Source organism: Campylobacter concisus (assembly GCF_003049735.1).
GTDB lineage: Bacteria > Campylobacterota > Campylobacteria > Campylobacterales > Campylobacteraceae > Campylobacter_A > Campylobacter_A concisus_AN.
The window spans coordinates 98,209-112,767 of sequence record NZ_PIRM01000001.1 but is presented as its reverse complement, the minus strand read 5'-3'; the positions used below and the strand labels follow the sequence as shown (position 1 = coordinate 112,767).

Here is a 14,559-nt window from a genome sequence, read left to right as displayed (position 1 = left end):
CGACTAATTCCTCATATCAAGGATACTTTTCTTAGTAGCCTCTTTATTTTTTGGCTCAAGCGATATGAAGTGAATTTCTACTCTATTATTCTTAGCTCTACCCTCTTCTGTACCGTTGCTAGCGATCGGATCAAACGAAGCTTTGCCAGAAGCTATTATTCTATTTTGTGGCACGCCATCGTTAATTAACTCTTCAACTACGCTTAAAGCCCTTGCAGTTGAGAGCTGCCAGTTATTTTTATAAGCTGAGTCTTTGCTTGGTTCTATATTATCTGTATGGCCGATAATATCGGCTTTTACATCATTAGGCATTTTCGCCACAATCATGCCTATTCGTTTTAAAAATAGCTTCGCATCTTCGCCAGAAATTTCAGCACTATCCTTATCAAAAAGCATAGCTGCTGGAAGCCTTACGATAAAGCCATCTTCACTCTCTTCCATCGTAATCTCGGGCGCTCCACTAGCAGCTAGCAGCTCATTTATCTTTTTAACATTCATATTTAGCTCACTTTGTGAGCCCTTTTGCTTGCTTACCTTTTTTGCACGAGTATTTTCTGGATCCGTCTCTTTTTCTATCTGATTTTCAGGTCTAGCGCCACCTTCAAGCACACTTAAAGCACCAGCTAGTGAGCCAACGGCAGCCTCCATCTTTTTAGCATCCATTGTCGCCATAGAAAGCAATAAAACGAAAAAACAAAGCAAAAGTGACATGAGGTCGCCAAAAGCAGCTAGCCACTCAGGCATACATTTTGGACACTCTTCTGGTTTTATTAACTTACCCATTATTCAAACTGACTTTTTCTATCTTTTGGTGGTAAAAATGCTAAGAGTTTAGCTTCAAGCGTTCTTGGATTATCACCTGCTTGTATCGACATGATTCCCTCAAGTACGACTTGTTTTTCAAGTGCTTCATCAGCATCGCGAATAGAGAGGATATTTGCCACAGGCGCACCTATGATGTTACCTATCATCGCACCATAAAGTGTCGTAAGCAAGGCAACCGCCATTGATGGACCGATCGCACTAGGATCTGACATGTTAAGAAGCATCGCAACAAGACCGATTAGCGTTCCGATCATACCCATAGCACCCGCAAAACCGCCGACTTGCTCAAAAATTTTAATATTATTTGAATGTCTTGTGCTAGTTTGATCGATATCAATCTCTAAAAGCGCTCTAATCGCATCTGGCTCATTGCCATCGACCGCCATTGAGAGGCCTCTTTTTAAAAACTGATTTGTCTCATTATTTACTTCGCTTTCGAGCGATAAGATACCATCACGTCTAGCTTTAGTTGAATAATCGACTATTTTTTTTATAGTCTCAGGTAAATTTACTACGACTGATGGCTTAACAGCAATGCCATAAAATTTACCAATTCCTTTAAGCGTCTCCATCTTGAAGCCAACCATCATAACGCCGATAGTACCACCAAAAACGATCATCACAGAAGGAATATCGATGTATGGTCCTATACCAACGCCTATCGCCATTGATCCAAACAAAAGCACCAGGGTCAAAACCCAGCCGACGACGGTTCCTAAATCCATTTAAGCTCACTTTATTTATAAATTCTTAAGAATTGCTATTTTATTAGCTTTTTGTTGAAACAATCGTTAAATTAAAAAAAATGTTTGGCATTTTTTGCTACAATCTGCGAAATTTTTAACGTTAAAAGGCTTAAAAATGAACAATACTTCAATCATAATTTTAGCGGCTGGTCTTGGCACCAGAATGAAATCAAAACGTCCAAAAGTCCTATTTGAACTTTGCGGTGAGCCAATGATCATTCACATCTTAAAGCAAGCTTATGCGATCACAAATGACGTTAGCGTCGTGCTTCACTACGAAAAAGAGTTAATTAGTCAAAAAATAAAAGAAATTTTCCCTCAAACTAAAATTTTTGAGCAAGATCATACAAATTTCCCAGGTACTGCTGGAGCGATAAAAAGCGTAAATTTAAGTGGCGAAAAGGTGCTTGTAACTTGTGGCGATATGCCTCTTGTAAAATCAACCGATCTAATGCGTCTAGCAAATGCTGAAGCGGACGTGGTTATGAGCTCATTTGAAGCAGCAAATCCTTTTGGCTACGGCAGAGTCATCATAAAAAACGGCAAAGTTGAAGGTATCGTCGAGCAAAAAGATGCTAGCGAAGCGCAGCTTGCGATAAAAAGCGTAAATGCTGGCTGCTACTGCTTTAAGCGCGAAGCGCTAGAGCAAATTTTACCGCTCATAAGCAACCAAAACGCGCAAAAAGAGTACTACCTAACTGATGCCATAAAAATAGCAAATGAAAAGGGCTTAAAGTGCGTTGCAGTAAATGTTAATGAACAAAATTTCATGGGCATAAATGATAAATTTCAGCTTAGTATCGCTGAAAAAATAATGCAAGATGAGATCAAGCAAAATTTGATGAAAGCTGGCGTTTTGATGCGCATGCCTGAGAGCATTTTCATAGACAGCAGAGCTAAATTTGAAGGCGAATGCGTGCTAGAAGAAAACGTAAGCATCCTTGGCGAGTGCGTCATCACAGAGAGCATCATCAAAAGCTCATCAGTGATCGAAAGTAGCATCATCAAAAACTCAGACATCGGCCCACTAGCTCATATAAGGCCAAATTCTGAAATTTCTGACACACATATAGGAAATTTCGTCGAGATAAAAAAAGGCGTTTTGAGCGGCGTAAAAGCTGGGCATTTGAGCTATCTTGGCGACTGCGAGATAGAAAGTGGCACAAATATCGGATGTGGCACTATCACATGCAACTACGACGGCAAGGCAAAATACAAAACCAAAATCGGCAAAAACGTTTTTGTTGGCTCAGATACGCAACTAGTTGCCCCTGTAAATATCGCTGATAACGTCATCATCGCAGCAGGAAGCACTATCACAAAAGATGTTGAAAGCGGTGCATTGGCGATTAGCAGAACTCGACAAGAGAACAAAAGCGGCTTTTTTGAGAAATTCTTTGGCAAAGACGATGTTAAAAAATAAGAAGATTTTAATAGCCGTTTGCGGCAGTATCGCCTTTTACAAGGCATTCGAAATTTTATCACTGCTTAAAAAGCAAGGCGCTGATGTTTATGTGGCTTTAAGTGACGGAGCACTTGAATTTTGCAGTGTAAGCGGCTTTGAGGCGCTAAGTGAGCATAAAATTTTAAGCTCACAAACACAAAACTGGCAAGATGGCGTAAATCACATAGCCTACTCTAAAATGGATCTAGTTCTCATCGCTCCAGCCTCTGTAAATACGATAAATAAACTAACAGCTGGTATCTGTGATAATGTCTTCATGCAAACACTAATCGCCGCCTCACACGTGCCTTTAGTTGTAGCTCCGGCTGCAAATAACAATATGATCGAGCACTTCGCTACGCAAAATTCGCTTGAAATTTTAAAGAAAAACGGTGCTTTAGTGGTTGAGCCGGTTTTAAAAACTCTAGCTTGTGGTGACGTTGGCAAGGGTGGTCTTGCGAGTCCTGAGGTGATAGTAGAAGCCGCCATTAAAAGGCTTAGTAGGCCTCTTTTTGCAGGTAAAAAAGTAGTGATCACTGGTGGCGCAACGACTGAAAAGATAGATGATGTTAGAGCCATTACAAATTTCTCAAGTGGCAAGATGGCAAGAGCCTTGGCTAGAGCCTTTTTCTACGCAGGTGCGGAGGTAAAACTGCTTGCTAGCTTTGAAACTAGTAACGAGCCGTTTGAGTGCCTTAAATTTAGCTCAAGCAGTGAGCTTTTAGAGCTTTGCAAGAGCGAGTGTGAGAGTGCAAATTTGCTTGTAATGTGTGCTGCGGTGAGTGATTTTGTACCGACAAAAATTGATGGCAAGATAAAAAAAGAGGACGTTGGCGAAAATTTAAGCTTAAGTCTAAAGAGAAATGTCGATATTTTGCAAAGCTTAAAAGAGTTTAAATGTAAAAAGATCGGCTTTAAGCTTGAAATCTCAAGTGAGAACGCACACAAAAACGCTAGAGCAATGCTAGAGCAAAAGGGGCTTGACGCAGTTTGTCTAAATATCTTGGGTGAGAAAAATGGCTTTGCAAGCGAGCAAAATGAGGTAAATTTCATCACGAAAAATAGTGAAACTTTGCTGCCGCTTGCCACAAAAGACGAGATCGCAAGACATATCGTGGAGCTAGCGGCAAATTTATGATAGAGAAAATTTCTCGCATTCAAAAAATAGCAAAAAATGCAAATTCACCGTTAGTAGCTATAAATTCGTCACTTCCGCTTAGTATCTTGGTAAGCCAAAAGATCGGTTTTAACAGATACATTTTAAATTTCGCAAATAGAAATTTAAACACAAAAAGCGCAAAAGAGCTAAACGTAGGCTCGAGATACTGGGGCGAGGTGCAAAGCCAGGGCGAAAATATCGTCATAAAAAATTTATACGAAAAGCCAAGAATTTTAGACGAAGATATCTTGGCTGATGGGCTAAATCTTATCGAAAATTTGATAGAAAATGAGAATTTATCGTGGTTTTATGACTATTTATTTAAAAGTTTAAGTGAAGCTAAAACAAAAGACGAGATGAAAGTGCTAGCAAAAATACTCTTTGCTCTGCAAGAAAATGTCGTGCATATACCATTTATTTATAATGGCATAAACGGCGTTTTTCAGCTAAAAAAAGAGGAGAGTGATATGAAAATTTTTTTAATATTTTCAAATTTTGCTCCACTTATTTTTAAATTTAAAGATGAAGTTTTATACGAGATCGCCACTCCATTTAATAATGTAGCTAGCTTGTTAAAAAGTGAATTTAGCGCCAACATAACAGTGCAAAATGTAAGTGCTCTTTGGAGCAAAAAAGAACAAATTATTGATATAAAAGGCTAAAGATTGAATGAATTAAACCACCTTGCTATTATCATGGATGGAAATGGACGCTGGGCTAAAAAACGTGGATTTTTACGGACAAATGGGCACGAAGCCGGAGCAAATGTAGTAAGCGATATGTGCGAATTTTGTATCGATAATGGCGTGAAAATTTTAAGTCTTTACGCATTTAGTACTGAAAACTGGAAAAGACCACAAAAAGAGGTCGAGTTTTTGATGAATTTGCTTAAGAAATTTCTCATTTTAAAGCGTGCTGACTTTATAAAAAATGGGATCAAATTTAACACAATCGGCGATATTTCACCATTTAGCGATGAGCTAAAAAACGAGATAGAGATCACCAAAAACGCTACAAGAGAGAATAAAAATTTATTATTAAATTTAGCGATAAACTACGGCTCAAAAGATGAGATCATTAGAGCTGTGAAAAAGCTAACTTTAGAAGGCTGCGAGATAAACGATGCGAGCCTAAATGCAGCACTTGATGAGAGCGAGCCGGTGGATCTTCTCATTAGAACTGGTGGTGAGAGTAGGCTTTCAAATTTCATGCTCTGGCAGGCAAGCTACGCAGAGCTATTTTTTACACCGACACTTTGGCCCGACTTTGGCAAGAATGAGCTTGCAAATATCGTTAGCAAATTTAAAAACATAGAGCGAAGATTTGGCGGAGTTTAGCGAGATAATGGATAATTTAGTCATCTTTTTTGCCGTTTTTGCTTTTGTTTTTGGCATCTGCGTGGGCTCATTTTCAAATGTGCTGATATATCGCTTGCCACGAAATGAGAGCATAAATTTTCCAGCTTCTCATTGCCCAAACTGCGATCATAAGCTAAATTTTTATCACAATGTTCCAATTTTTTCGTGGCTATTTTTAGGCGGCAAATGCGCCTTTTGTAAGCAAAAAATAAGCCTCATCTATCCAGCAATCGAGCTAGTTTCTGGGATACTTTTTCTGATCTGTTTTTTTAAAGAGTGCGGCGAAATTTTAAGCGTAGAAACCTTGCTTTATGCGCTATTTTTAGGGCTTTGCTTTATTATGCTACTAGCTCTTAGCGTCATAGACATAAGATATAAAGCTGTGCCAGATCCGCTTCTTTTTGCGGCGCTATTTTTCGCATTTATCTACGCTCTGATGCTTTTTATATTTAAAGGAAATTTTGCCCAGATTTTAAATTTATTCCTTTTTGCATTTATCTTTTGGGCGCTTAGATTTGTCGTAAGCCTTGCCATAAAAAAAGAAGCGATGGGTAGCGCAGATATCTTTATAGCAGCGATCATCGGAGCTATCTTGTCAGTCAAACTGGCTCTAGTGGCGATCTATCTTGCAGCGCTTCTTACACTTCCAGTCTATGCGCTCGTTCACAAAAAGAGCTACGAGCTGGCTTTTGTGCCGTTTTTAAGTCTTGGATTACTTATTACATACGCTTTTAAAGAGCAAATTTTAGAAATTTTAAGGTTTATTTATGAGTAGAGTGAACAGATATCTTTTGTTTAACTTCCTAGGGACTTTTGCGTCGCTATTTAGTACGCTTTTTTTGATCATGTCGATCGTGTTTTTCATCCAGATCGCGCGCATCACTTCTTACATTGAGATCAGCTTTGGTGAGCTTTTTAAACTCTACTCATTTATGCTTCCACGCGTACTACTTTTTGTCGTGCCTATCGCATTTTTTGTATCACTTGCGATGACTCTTTTTAGATTATCAAAAGAGAATGAAAGTATCGTTATTTTTACGCTTGGTGGCTCACCAAATAAGATTGCTAAATTTTTCTTAATATTTTCAGCATTTTTAAGCACTGCTCTACTTGTAATTGCTACCATAATGATACCAATAGCCGCACAGCTAAATGCAAATTTTATTGATTATAAAAAGACTGTCGCAAAGCTAAATTTAAAGCCAACTCAGTTTGGACAAAAATTCTCTGACTGGATGGTCTATGTGGGCAGTGAAATGCAAGATAACAACGGCACTACTTATAAAGATATTGTGATGTTTAATCCTTACATTAAAGACTCCCAACGCTTAATCACTGCTAAAAATGCAAAGATCACTAATACAAATCAAAGCATCGAACTCTCTTTAGTAGATGGAAAAATGTATGACATAAAAGATGAAATTTATCATCAAAGCAACTTCAAATCCATGAAAATAAGGACTGCCCAAAGTGAAGAGATAAGCGATATAGGCAGTATAAAAGAGTACTGGACGGAGGCAAATAGTAGTGAAAAAAGAAGAAAAGACCTTAGCACATATGTGCTTGTTGCGCTATTTCCACTTGCCAGTACACTTTTTGCCATAAGCTTTGGCATCGTTACTTATAGATATGAAAAGGGCATGGTTTATGTTGGGACATTTGGCGTTTTATTTGGGTATTTTACACTCATAATGCTATTTTCATCAAAGCCAGCTTTTGCGATTCCACTCATATTTTTTGTCTTTTTGTTGACAGGAATTTTGCTTTTTAAAGCCAAGATCATGCGAAGATACTAATGAAAATCCAACTAATTTATAGCTACGATGGCTCCAAATTTCAAGGCTCGCAAACTCAGCCACATGAAAATGGCGTAGAAGATGAGCTTTCATGCGCTCTAGCTCACGTTGGAATATTTGAAAAAATAGTCTCTAGCTCACGTACAGACAAAAACGTCCATGCGATCAATCAAAGCTCAAGCGTAATTTGTGGCGATCATTTTAAAAATTTAGAGCACTTAAAAGAGCTAATCAACCGCCATGCGCATCCAAATATTCATATAAAACATATAAATTTGGTTGATGAAAATTTTCAAGCAAGGTTTGATGCCGTAGCAAGGTCTTATAGATACATTATAGATCATGGAGAATTTGATGTTTTTAGCTCAAACTATAAAGTCTTTTTGCCAAAATTTGATATCAAAAAAGCAAATGAAATTTTATCTAATTTTGTTGGCGAGCATGATTTTAGCTCCTATATGAAAACAGGAAGTGATACAAAAAGTCCAGTGCGAGAAATTTTTAAGGCATTTTGTTATGAATACAAAAACCAAACTATCATAGTTTTTAAAGCGAATGGCTTTTTACGCGCTCAAGTACGGCTCATGGTTGCAAATCTACTTAAAGCCTTAAGTATCAAAAATGGTGCTGAGCTCATCAATGCTTCACTTAATGGATGCTCTGCCCTAACTCGTATCCCAGCTCCAGCTGAAGGACTTTACCTAAATAGAGTTTTTTATAAATTTAACTAGGTATTTAAAATATTCAATAGTAAGCTTATTTAAAATATTAAATAGAGAATCTTATAAATCAGAATTTATAACTAGTTTGCACATTGCCCCACCTAAAGTCCCCTCTCACCTATAACTAACACCCTAAAATCCTTAACCCCTCCCCTCCTAAAAGCACAAGAAGCTTTAGAGGATAGTTTAAGGAGTATTACTTTACAAGATCTATTAGATGAACTTATTAATTTATAAAATTTAAAAAACAGGCAAACTAAGTTATAGAATTTAAAAAGTAGGCTGATATATAAAAAACCAATCTATTTTATTTATTAGGAACGCTATGCGCTCCTAACTATTTTTATATACTTTATGTAAGAATTTTTATAAATTTCTAGATTTATTACTCTTTGCTCTTCTCTTTTTTAGCTTTACTCTTTTTCTCTGCTTTATCTTTTAGGCTTTCTTTCTTATCTTTTATCTCTTTTATACTATCATCTTTAGCACTATCTTTTTTCTCTTTTACTTCATCACTCTTTTTGCTTACCTTTTCTTTTATCTCATCTTTTTTAGATTTTATTTTAGATTTTGTGTCGTCTATTTTTGTAGTGCCTGATACTGATATATCTGATTTTAAATTTTCAAATGTCTTATCGCCTATACCATTTACATTTTTTATATCTTCTATTGAGTTAAATTTATTTGCTTTTCTATACTCTATTATTGCATCTGCCTTTGAAGATCCTATACCATCTAAACTCATTAACTCTTCTTTTGTGGCGGTGTTTAAATTTATGGCTGCTAGTAATGTAGAAGCTGCTGCTAATAGTGAGAATATAATCTTTTTCATTTTTGTCCTTTTTGGGTAAATTTGGGTTTGGAGTCTATCATATTTGGTGTTTTTAGTCAACACTTGTATAAAAGCATAAACTAAAAGATATTTATAAACATAGAGATAAAAAGTCTGATTATTTAAAAAATAAATAAATGTAAGATTTGATATTTTGTTATAAATTAAGAAATAATATTAAAAGAAGATTGCTTAGATAAAGAAGATTAAAATTAACAAAGCCCGCAACGACCTACTTTTCCAACATCCCAGTAAGGGAGAGTATCATCAGCCAGGACGAGCTTAGCTTCTTGGTTCGAGATGGAGCAAGGCGTTTCCTCGTCTGTATAGTCACGGGCAGTGTTAAATAAAAGATATATTAGATAAATCTCTTATTTAACACTACTTGATAAAGTTAAAAGTCATAAACAAAGTTTTGCAAAAACATATCTTATTAAGTTTTTATCCTTAACAAGGAAGTGATGCTTATAAAAAGATAAGCAGACGAGCTATTAGTACTGGTCAGCTAAAGGACTTTCATCCATTACACACCCAGCCTATCAAACACATAGTCTATATGAGCTCTTAAAAGAAGATTCATCTTGGAGTTGGCTTCCTGCTTAGATGCTTTCAGCAGTTATCACATCCCAACATAGCTACCGAGCGGTGCTCTTGGCAGAACAACTCGTACACCAGTGGTTGGTTCGACCCGGTCCTCTCGTACTAGGGTCAACTCTCCTCAATCTTCTTGCGCCCACGGCAGATAGGGACCGAACTGTCTCACGACGTTCTGAACCCAGCTCGCGTACCGCTTTAAATGGCGAACAGCCATACCCTTGGGACCTGCTCCAGCCCCAGGATGCGATGAGCCGACATCGAGGTGCCAAACCTCCCCGTCGATGTGAGCTCTTGGGGGAGATCAGCCTGTTATCCCCGGGGTACCTTTTATCCTTTGAGCGATGGCCCTTCCACACAGAACCACCGGATCACTAAGACCGACTTTCGTCTCTGCTTGACGTGTATGTCTCGCAGTTAAGCTGGCTTATGCCTTTATACTCTACGAACGATTTCCAACCGTTCTGAGCCAACCTTTGTAAGCCTCCGTTACATTTTGGGAGGCGACCGCCCCAGTCAAACTACCCACCAGACATTGTCCTACTTGAGGATAACTCAAGCTAGTTAGCTATCAGAATAAAAAAGAGTGGTATCTCAACAATGGCTCACCATAAACTGGCGTCTATGGATCAAAGCCTCCCACCTATCCTGCACATTTTTATCCCAATAGCAGTGTCAAGCTGTAGTAAAGGTCCACGGGGTCTTTCCGTCTTGCCGCGGGTAGGAGGAATTTTCACCTCCACTACAATTTCACTGGATCCCTCTTCGAGACAGCTCCCATCTCGTTACGCCATTCATGCAGGTCGATATTTAATCGACAAGGAATTTCGCTACCTTAGGACCGTTATAGTTACGGCCGCCGTTTACTCGGGCTTCGATCAAACGCTTCGCAAAGCTAACGTCATCAATTAACCTTCGAGCACCGGGCAGGCGTCACACCCTATACATCCTCTTACGAGTTAGCAGAGTGCTGTGTTTTTGGTAAACAGTCGGGAGGGACTCTTTGTTGTAACCTTCAATGCTTACGGAGTAAATCCTTCACAAAGTTAGGCACACCTTATACCGAAGATACGGTGCTATTTTGCAGAGTTCCTTGAAGAGAGTTCTTCCACGCGCCTTAGAATACTCATCCCACCCACCTGTGTCGGTTTACGGTACGGGCAACTATAACTAAACTTAGAAACTTTTCTTGGCTCGACAGTATCGGCAATTCGCTATCCGTTCCGAAGAACTTCAAACGCCTGTGGGGTCTCGGCTTAAAAAGATCCGGATTTGCCTGGATCTTAACCTACACCTTTCGACTAGCACTACCATCCGCTAGCTTGCTTAACTCTAAGCGTCCTTCCATCGCACATTATAGTTGGCATTGGAATATTAACCAATTTTCCATCGCATACCCCTTTCGGACTTTGCTTAGGACCCGGCTAACCCTACGATGACGAGCATCGCGTAGGAAACCTTGGGTTTACGGCGTTGGGGATTCTCACCCCAATTATCGCTACTCATGCCTGCATGCTCACTTGTATTCGCTCCAGCACTCCTTACCGGTATACCTTCAACGCAAATACAACGCTCTCCTACCACTTAGTAAAACTAAGTCTAAAGCTTCGGTACTCATTTTAGCCCCGTTATATTTTCCGCGCAGAATCACTAGACCAGTGAGCTATTACGCTTTCTTTAAAGGATGGCTGCTTCTAAGCCAACCTCCTGGTTGTTTAAGTAACTCCACATCGTTTTCCACTTAAATGAGATTTAGGGACCTTAGCTGTTAGTCTGGGTTGTTCCCCTCTCGACGACGGATTTTATCACTCGCCGCCTGACTGCCATGATTACACACTAGGTATTCGGAGTTTGATAGGGTTTGGTACATTGGTGTATGCCCTAGCCCATTCAGTGCTCTACCCCCTAGTGTTACTACATGACGCTATACCTAAATATATTTCGGAGAGAACCAGCTATCACGATGTTTGATTGGCCTTTCACCCCTATCCACAAGTCATCCCATAGCTTTTCAACGCTAGCGGGTTCGGTCCTCCACCGGCTCTTACACCGGTTTCAACCTGCTCATGGATAGATCACATCGTTTCGGGTCTGCAACGTCTGACTAAACGCCCTATTAAGACTTGCTTTCGCTACGGCTCCGGGTTTCCTTAACCTTGCCAGACATCACAACTCGCAGGCTCATTATGCAAAAGGCAGTCCATCACCCTGATAAATCATAGGGCTCTGAATGATTGTAAGCAAATGGTTTCAGGTTCTATTTCACTCTGATCACCTCAGTTCTTTTCACCTTTCCCTCACGGTACTTGTGCACTATCGGTCTAGTAGTAGTATTTAGGGTTGGATAGTGGTCTACCCAGCTTCAGACAGAATATCACGTGTTCCGCCCTACTCAGGATACTGCTAAGTAAAACAAAGCTTTCATATACGGGAGTATCACCCTCTATGCTTAATCTTTCCAAATTATTCTATTAGCTAAGTTTAGTCTATATTGCAGTCCTACAACCCCGTTAGTAAACTAACGGTTTGCCCTCTTACGCGTTCGCTCGCCGCTACTAGCGTAATCTCTTTTGATTTCTTTTCCTGAGGGTACTAAGATGTTTCAATTCCCCTCGTTCGCTCCATATTAGGTAGTTAAGCTCGCGCTTAACTGGGTTGCCCCATTCAGAAATTCCCGGATCAAAGCCCCTTGACGGCTCCCCGAGACTTATCGCAGCCTGGCACGTCTTTCATCGCCTCTACTAGCCAAGGCATCCACCACTTGCTCTTTGTAGCTTACCTTTTCTATATTAGATTATTCTAATTCGCATCACTTCCTTGTTAAAGATAACTTTATGTTACTATATTTAAATTCTAGCTCTCAAGACGGAAAGCATTGACTACTATTTAGATAAGTTTTAAATCCTAAATAGATTGTGATGTCAAACTTTTGCATTAAATACAAAGAGAATAGAAATTTAAATCTTTAACAAGTCCTGTAAAATTGTTTTTAAAACTTGCTTGTGACTATTAACAATATTAATTAAAAGAACATTTAGACAAAAGTCTAATTAGAAAGTTTAAATTTTTAAGCTCTCTAATTAGACTTAATATAGTTAAACTATTTTATGGTGGAGAATAGCGGGATCGAACCGCTGACCTCCTGCGTGCAAAGCAGGCGCTCTCCCAGCTGAGCTAATTCCCCAATTAAATTCTCTGGTGGGCCTAACAAGACTTGAACTTGTGACCTCACCCTTATCAGGGGTGCACTCTAACCAGCTGAGCTATAGGCCCCTATAGGTCTATCAATCTTTCAAAACTAAACAAGGATGATTGAGAATATCTTTCTTATAGATATCTTGTGAGAGAATATCTATATGTACTCTAGAAAGGAGGTGATCCAACCGCAGGTTCTCCTACGGTTACCTTGTTACGACTTCACCCCAGTCGCTGATTCCACTGTGGACGGTAACTAATTTAGTATTCCGGCTTCGAGTGAAATCAACTCCCATGGTGTGACGGGCGGTGAGTACAAGACCCGGGAACGTATTCACCGTAGCATGGCTGATCTACGATTACTAGCGATTCCGGCTTCATGGAGTCGAGTTGCAGACTCCAATCCGAACTGGGACATATTTTATAGATTTGCTCCATCTCGCGATATTGCTTCTCATTGTATATGCCATTGTAGCACGTGTGTCGCCCCGGACATAAGGGCCATGATGACTTGACGTCGTCCACACCTTCCTCCTCCTTACGAAGGCAGTCTCATTAGAGTGCTCAGCCGAACTGTTAGCAACTAATGACGTGGGTTGCGCTCGTTGCGGGACTTAACCCAACATCTCACGACACGAGCTGACGACAGCCGTGCAGCACCTGTCTTAACATTTCTGCAAGCAGACACTCTTCTATCTCTAGATGATTTGTTAGATATCAAGTCCGGGTAAGGTTCTTCGCGTATCTTCGAATTAAACCACATGCTCCACCGCTTGTGCGGGTCCCCGTCTATTCCTTTGAGTTTTAATCTTGCGACCGTACTCCCCAGGCGGTATACTTAATCCGTTAGGTGCATTACTGCCAAGACTAGCTTAGCAACAACTAGTATACATCGTTTAGGGCGTGGACTACCAGGGTATCTAATCCTGTTTGCTCCCCACGCTTTCACGCATTAGCGTCAGTTGAGTTCCAGCAGATCGCCTTCGCAATGGGTATTCCTGGTGATCTCTACGGATTTTACCCCTACACCACCAATTCCATCTGCCTCTCCCTCACTCTAGATTACCAGTTTCCCAAGCAGTTCTATGGTTAAGCCATAGGATTTCACAAGAGACTTGATAATCCGCCTACGCGTCCTTTACGCCCAGTGATTCCGAGTAACGCTTGCACCCTCCGTATTACCGCGGCTGCTGGCACGGAGTTAGCCGGTGCTTATTCGTTAGGTACCGTCATTGTTCTTCCCTAACAAAAGGAGTTTACGCTCCGAAAAGTGTCATCCTCCACGCGGCGTTGCTGCTTCAGGGTTTCCCCCATTGAGCAATATTCCCTACTGCTGCCTCCCGTAGGAGTCTGGACCGTGTCTCAGTTCCAGTGTGACTGATCATCCTCTCAGACCAGTTATGCGTCATAGCCTTGGTGAGCCATTACCTCACCAACTAGCTGATACAATATAGCCTCATCCTACACCGAAAAACTTTCCCTATCTAACTTATGTAAGACAGGAGTATAGAGTATTAGCAGCCGTTTCCAACTGTTGTCCTCTAGTGTAGGGCAGATTAGCTATACATTACTCACCCGTGCGCCACTAACTCATAAGAGCAAGCTCTTACTTGTCCGTTCGACTTGCATGTATTAGGCACGCCGCCAGCGTTCACTCTGAGCCAGGATCAAACTCTCCATATTAATTACCTATCAAAATTTATTTAATAGGATTTTATTATGAAGTTTTTAATCAAAAAAACTTTTAGTTTTATTTATTAGTTTGTCTAATCTATTATAAATTATAAAATAATAGACTGGCTCAATCGATCACTTGTTTAGATTTCAAAGATTGACTAATAGTTTAACAATTGTAAGTTAAAAGAACAACGATAAAAAGAAAAGGCTT

The 14,559-nt window shown here is 39.8% G+C and carries 10 protein-coding genes, 2 tRNA genes and 3 rRNA genes; 7 read left to right on the top strand and 8 right to left on the bottom strand.

Annotated features, from left to right (window positions below; genetic code table 11):
- Window positions 1-3: 3 nt before the first annotated feature.
- Window positions 4-783 carry a flagellar motor protein MotB gene (locus CVS97_RS00585; RefSeq protein ID WP_107784711.1) on the bottom strand — a complete coding sequence of 260 codons (780 nt, stop codon included), beginning with the start codon at window positions 781-783 and terminating at the stop codon, window positions 4-6.
- Window positions 783-1,550 (bottom strand): motility protein A, encoded by a 768-nt coding sequence (locus tag CVS97_RS00580; protein ID WP_021091276.1) that lies wholly within the window; start codon window positions 1,548-1,550, stop codon window positions 783-785. The genes CVS97_RS00585 and CVS97_RS00580 overlap by 1 nt, the downstream gene beginning before the upstream one ends.
- Window positions 1,551-1,686: 136 nt before the next feature.
- On the opposite strand from CVS97_RS00580, the gene glmU reads away from it, so the two are divergent.
- Genes glmU through truA form a run of 7 tightly spaced genes read left to right on the top strand, consistent with a single transcriptional unit; the run spans window position 1,687 to window position 8,059 of the window.
- Window positions 1,687-2,994: a bifunctional UDP-N-acetylglucosamine diphosphorylase/glucosamine-1-phosphate N-acetyltransferase GlmU gene (gene glmU, locus CVS97_RS00575; RefSeq protein WP_107784710.1), complete on the top strand. Its 1,308-nt coding sequence runs from the start codon at window positions 1,687-1,689 to the stop codon at window positions 2,992-2,994.
- Window positions 2,981-4,153: a bifunctional phosphopantothenoylcysteine decarboxylase/phosphopantothenate--cysteine ligase CoaBC gene (gene coaBC, locus CVS97_RS00570; RefSeq protein ID WP_107784709.1), complete on the top strand. Its 1,173-nt coding sequence runs from the start codon at window positions 2,981-2,983 to the stop codon at window positions 4,151-4,153. Before glmU ends, coaBC begins: the two co-directional genes overlap by 14 nt.
- The gene (locus tag CVS97_RS00565; RefSeq protein ID WP_107784708.1) at window positions 4,150-4,836 is read left to right on the top strand and encodes a hypothetical protein; all 687 of its coding nucleotides are present in this window, start codon (window positions 4,150-4,152) and stop codon (window positions 4,834-4,836) included. Before coaBC ends, CVS97_RS00565 begins: the two co-directional genes overlap by 4 nt.
- Window positions 4,837-4,839: 3 nt before the next feature.
- Window positions 4,840-5,511, top strand: a complete 672-nt coding sequence (gene uppS, locus CVS97_RS00560; protein WP_107784707.1) for a polyprenyl diphosphate synthase — start codon at window positions 4,840-4,842, stop codon at window positions 5,509-5,511.
- Between the two features lie 7 nt (window positions 5,512-5,518).
- A complete protein-coding gene (locus CVS97_RS00555; RefSeq protein ID WP_107785185.1) occupies window positions 5,519-6,307 on the top strand; it encodes a prepilin peptidase in 789 nt (262 codons plus the stop codon).
- Window positions 6,300-7,328: an LptF/LptG family permease gene (locus CVS97_RS00550; protein ID WP_107784706.1), complete on the top strand. Its 1,029-nt coding sequence runs from the start codon at window positions 6,300-6,302 to the stop codon at window positions 7,326-7,328. Before CVS97_RS00555 ends, CVS97_RS00550 begins: the two co-directional genes overlap by 8 nt.
- Window positions 7,328-8,059, top strand: a complete 732-nt coding sequence (truA, locus tag CVS97_RS00545) for a tRNA pseudouridine(38-40) synthase TruA (RefSeq protein WP_107784705.1) — start codon at window positions 7,328-7,330, stop codon at window positions 8,057-8,059. The genes CVS97_RS00550 and truA overlap by 1 nt, the downstream gene beginning before the upstream one ends.
- A 376-nt stretch (window positions 8,060-8,435) precedes the next feature.
- On the opposite strand, the gene CVS97_RS09570 is transcribed toward truA, so the two are convergent.
- From CVS97_RS09570 to CVS97_RS00515, 6 genes are all read right to left on the bottom strand, one after another.
- Window positions 8,436-8,882 (bottom strand): helix-hairpin-helix domain-containing protein, encoded by a 447-nt coding sequence (locus tag CVS97_RS09570; RefSeq protein ID WP_107784704.1) that lies wholly within the window; start codon window positions 8,880-8,882, stop codon window positions 8,436-8,438.
- A gap of 219 nt (window positions 8,883-9,101) precedes the next feature.
- A 5S ribosomal RNA gene (gene rrf, locus CVS97_RS00535) occupies window positions 9,102-9,220 on the bottom strand.
- A gap of 133 nt (window positions 9,221-9,353) precedes the next feature.
- Window positions 9,354-12,257: ribosomal RNA gene (locus CVS97_RS00530) — 23S ribosomal RNA — on the bottom strand.
- A gap of 327 nt (window positions 12,258-12,584) precedes the next feature.
- Window positions 12,585-12,660, bottom strand: a tRNA-Ala gene (locus CVS97_RS00525).
- 12 nt (window positions 12,661-12,672) lie between these two features.
- Window positions 12,673-12,749: transfer RNA gene (locus tag CVS97_RS00520), tRNA-Ile, on the bottom strand.
- Between the two features lie 94 nt (window positions 12,750-12,843).
- A 16S ribosomal RNA gene (locus tag CVS97_RS00515) occupies window positions 12,844-14,354 on the bottom strand.
- Together the 16S, 23S and 5S rRNA genes with 2 tRNA genes alongside form the textbook arrangement of a ribosomal RNA operon.
- Window positions 14,355-14,559: the final 205 nt, after the last annotated feature.

Coding starts and splice junctions, on each gene's coding strand:
- CVS97_RS00585 (WP_107784711.1), bottom strand. CDS start 783: ATGGGTAAGTTAATAAAACCAGAAGAGTGTCCAAAATGTATGCCTGAG.
- CVS97_RS00580 (WP_021091276.1), bottom strand. CDS start 1,550: ATGGATTTAGGAACCGTCGTCGGCTGGGTTTTGACCCTGGTGCTTTTG.
- glmU (WP_107784710.1), top strand. CDS start 1,687: ATGAACAATACTTCAATCATAATTTTAGCGGCTGGTCTTGGCACCAGA.
- coaBC (WP_107784709.1), top strand. CDS start 2,981: ATGTTAAAAAATAAGAAGATTTTAATAGCCGTTTGCGGCAGTATCGCC.
- CVS97_RS00565 (WP_107784708.1), top strand. CDS start 4,150: ATGATAGAGAAAATTTCTCGCATTCAAAAAATAGCAAAAAATGCAAAT.
- CVS97_RS00555 (WP_107785185.1), top strand. CDS start 5,519: ATGGATAATTTAGTCATCTTTTTTGCCGTTTTTGCTTTTGTTTTTGGC.
- CVS97_RS00550 (WP_107784706.1), top strand. CDS start 6,300: ATGAGTAGAGTGAACAGATATCTTTTGTTTAACTTCCTAGGGACTTTT.
- truA (WP_107784705.1), top strand. CDS start 7,328: ATGAAAATCCAACTAATTTATAGCTACGATGGCTCCAAATTTCAAGGC.
- CVS97_RS09570 (WP_107784704.1), bottom strand. CDS start 8,882: ATGAAAAAGATTATATTCTCACTATTAGCAGCAGCTTCTACATTACTA.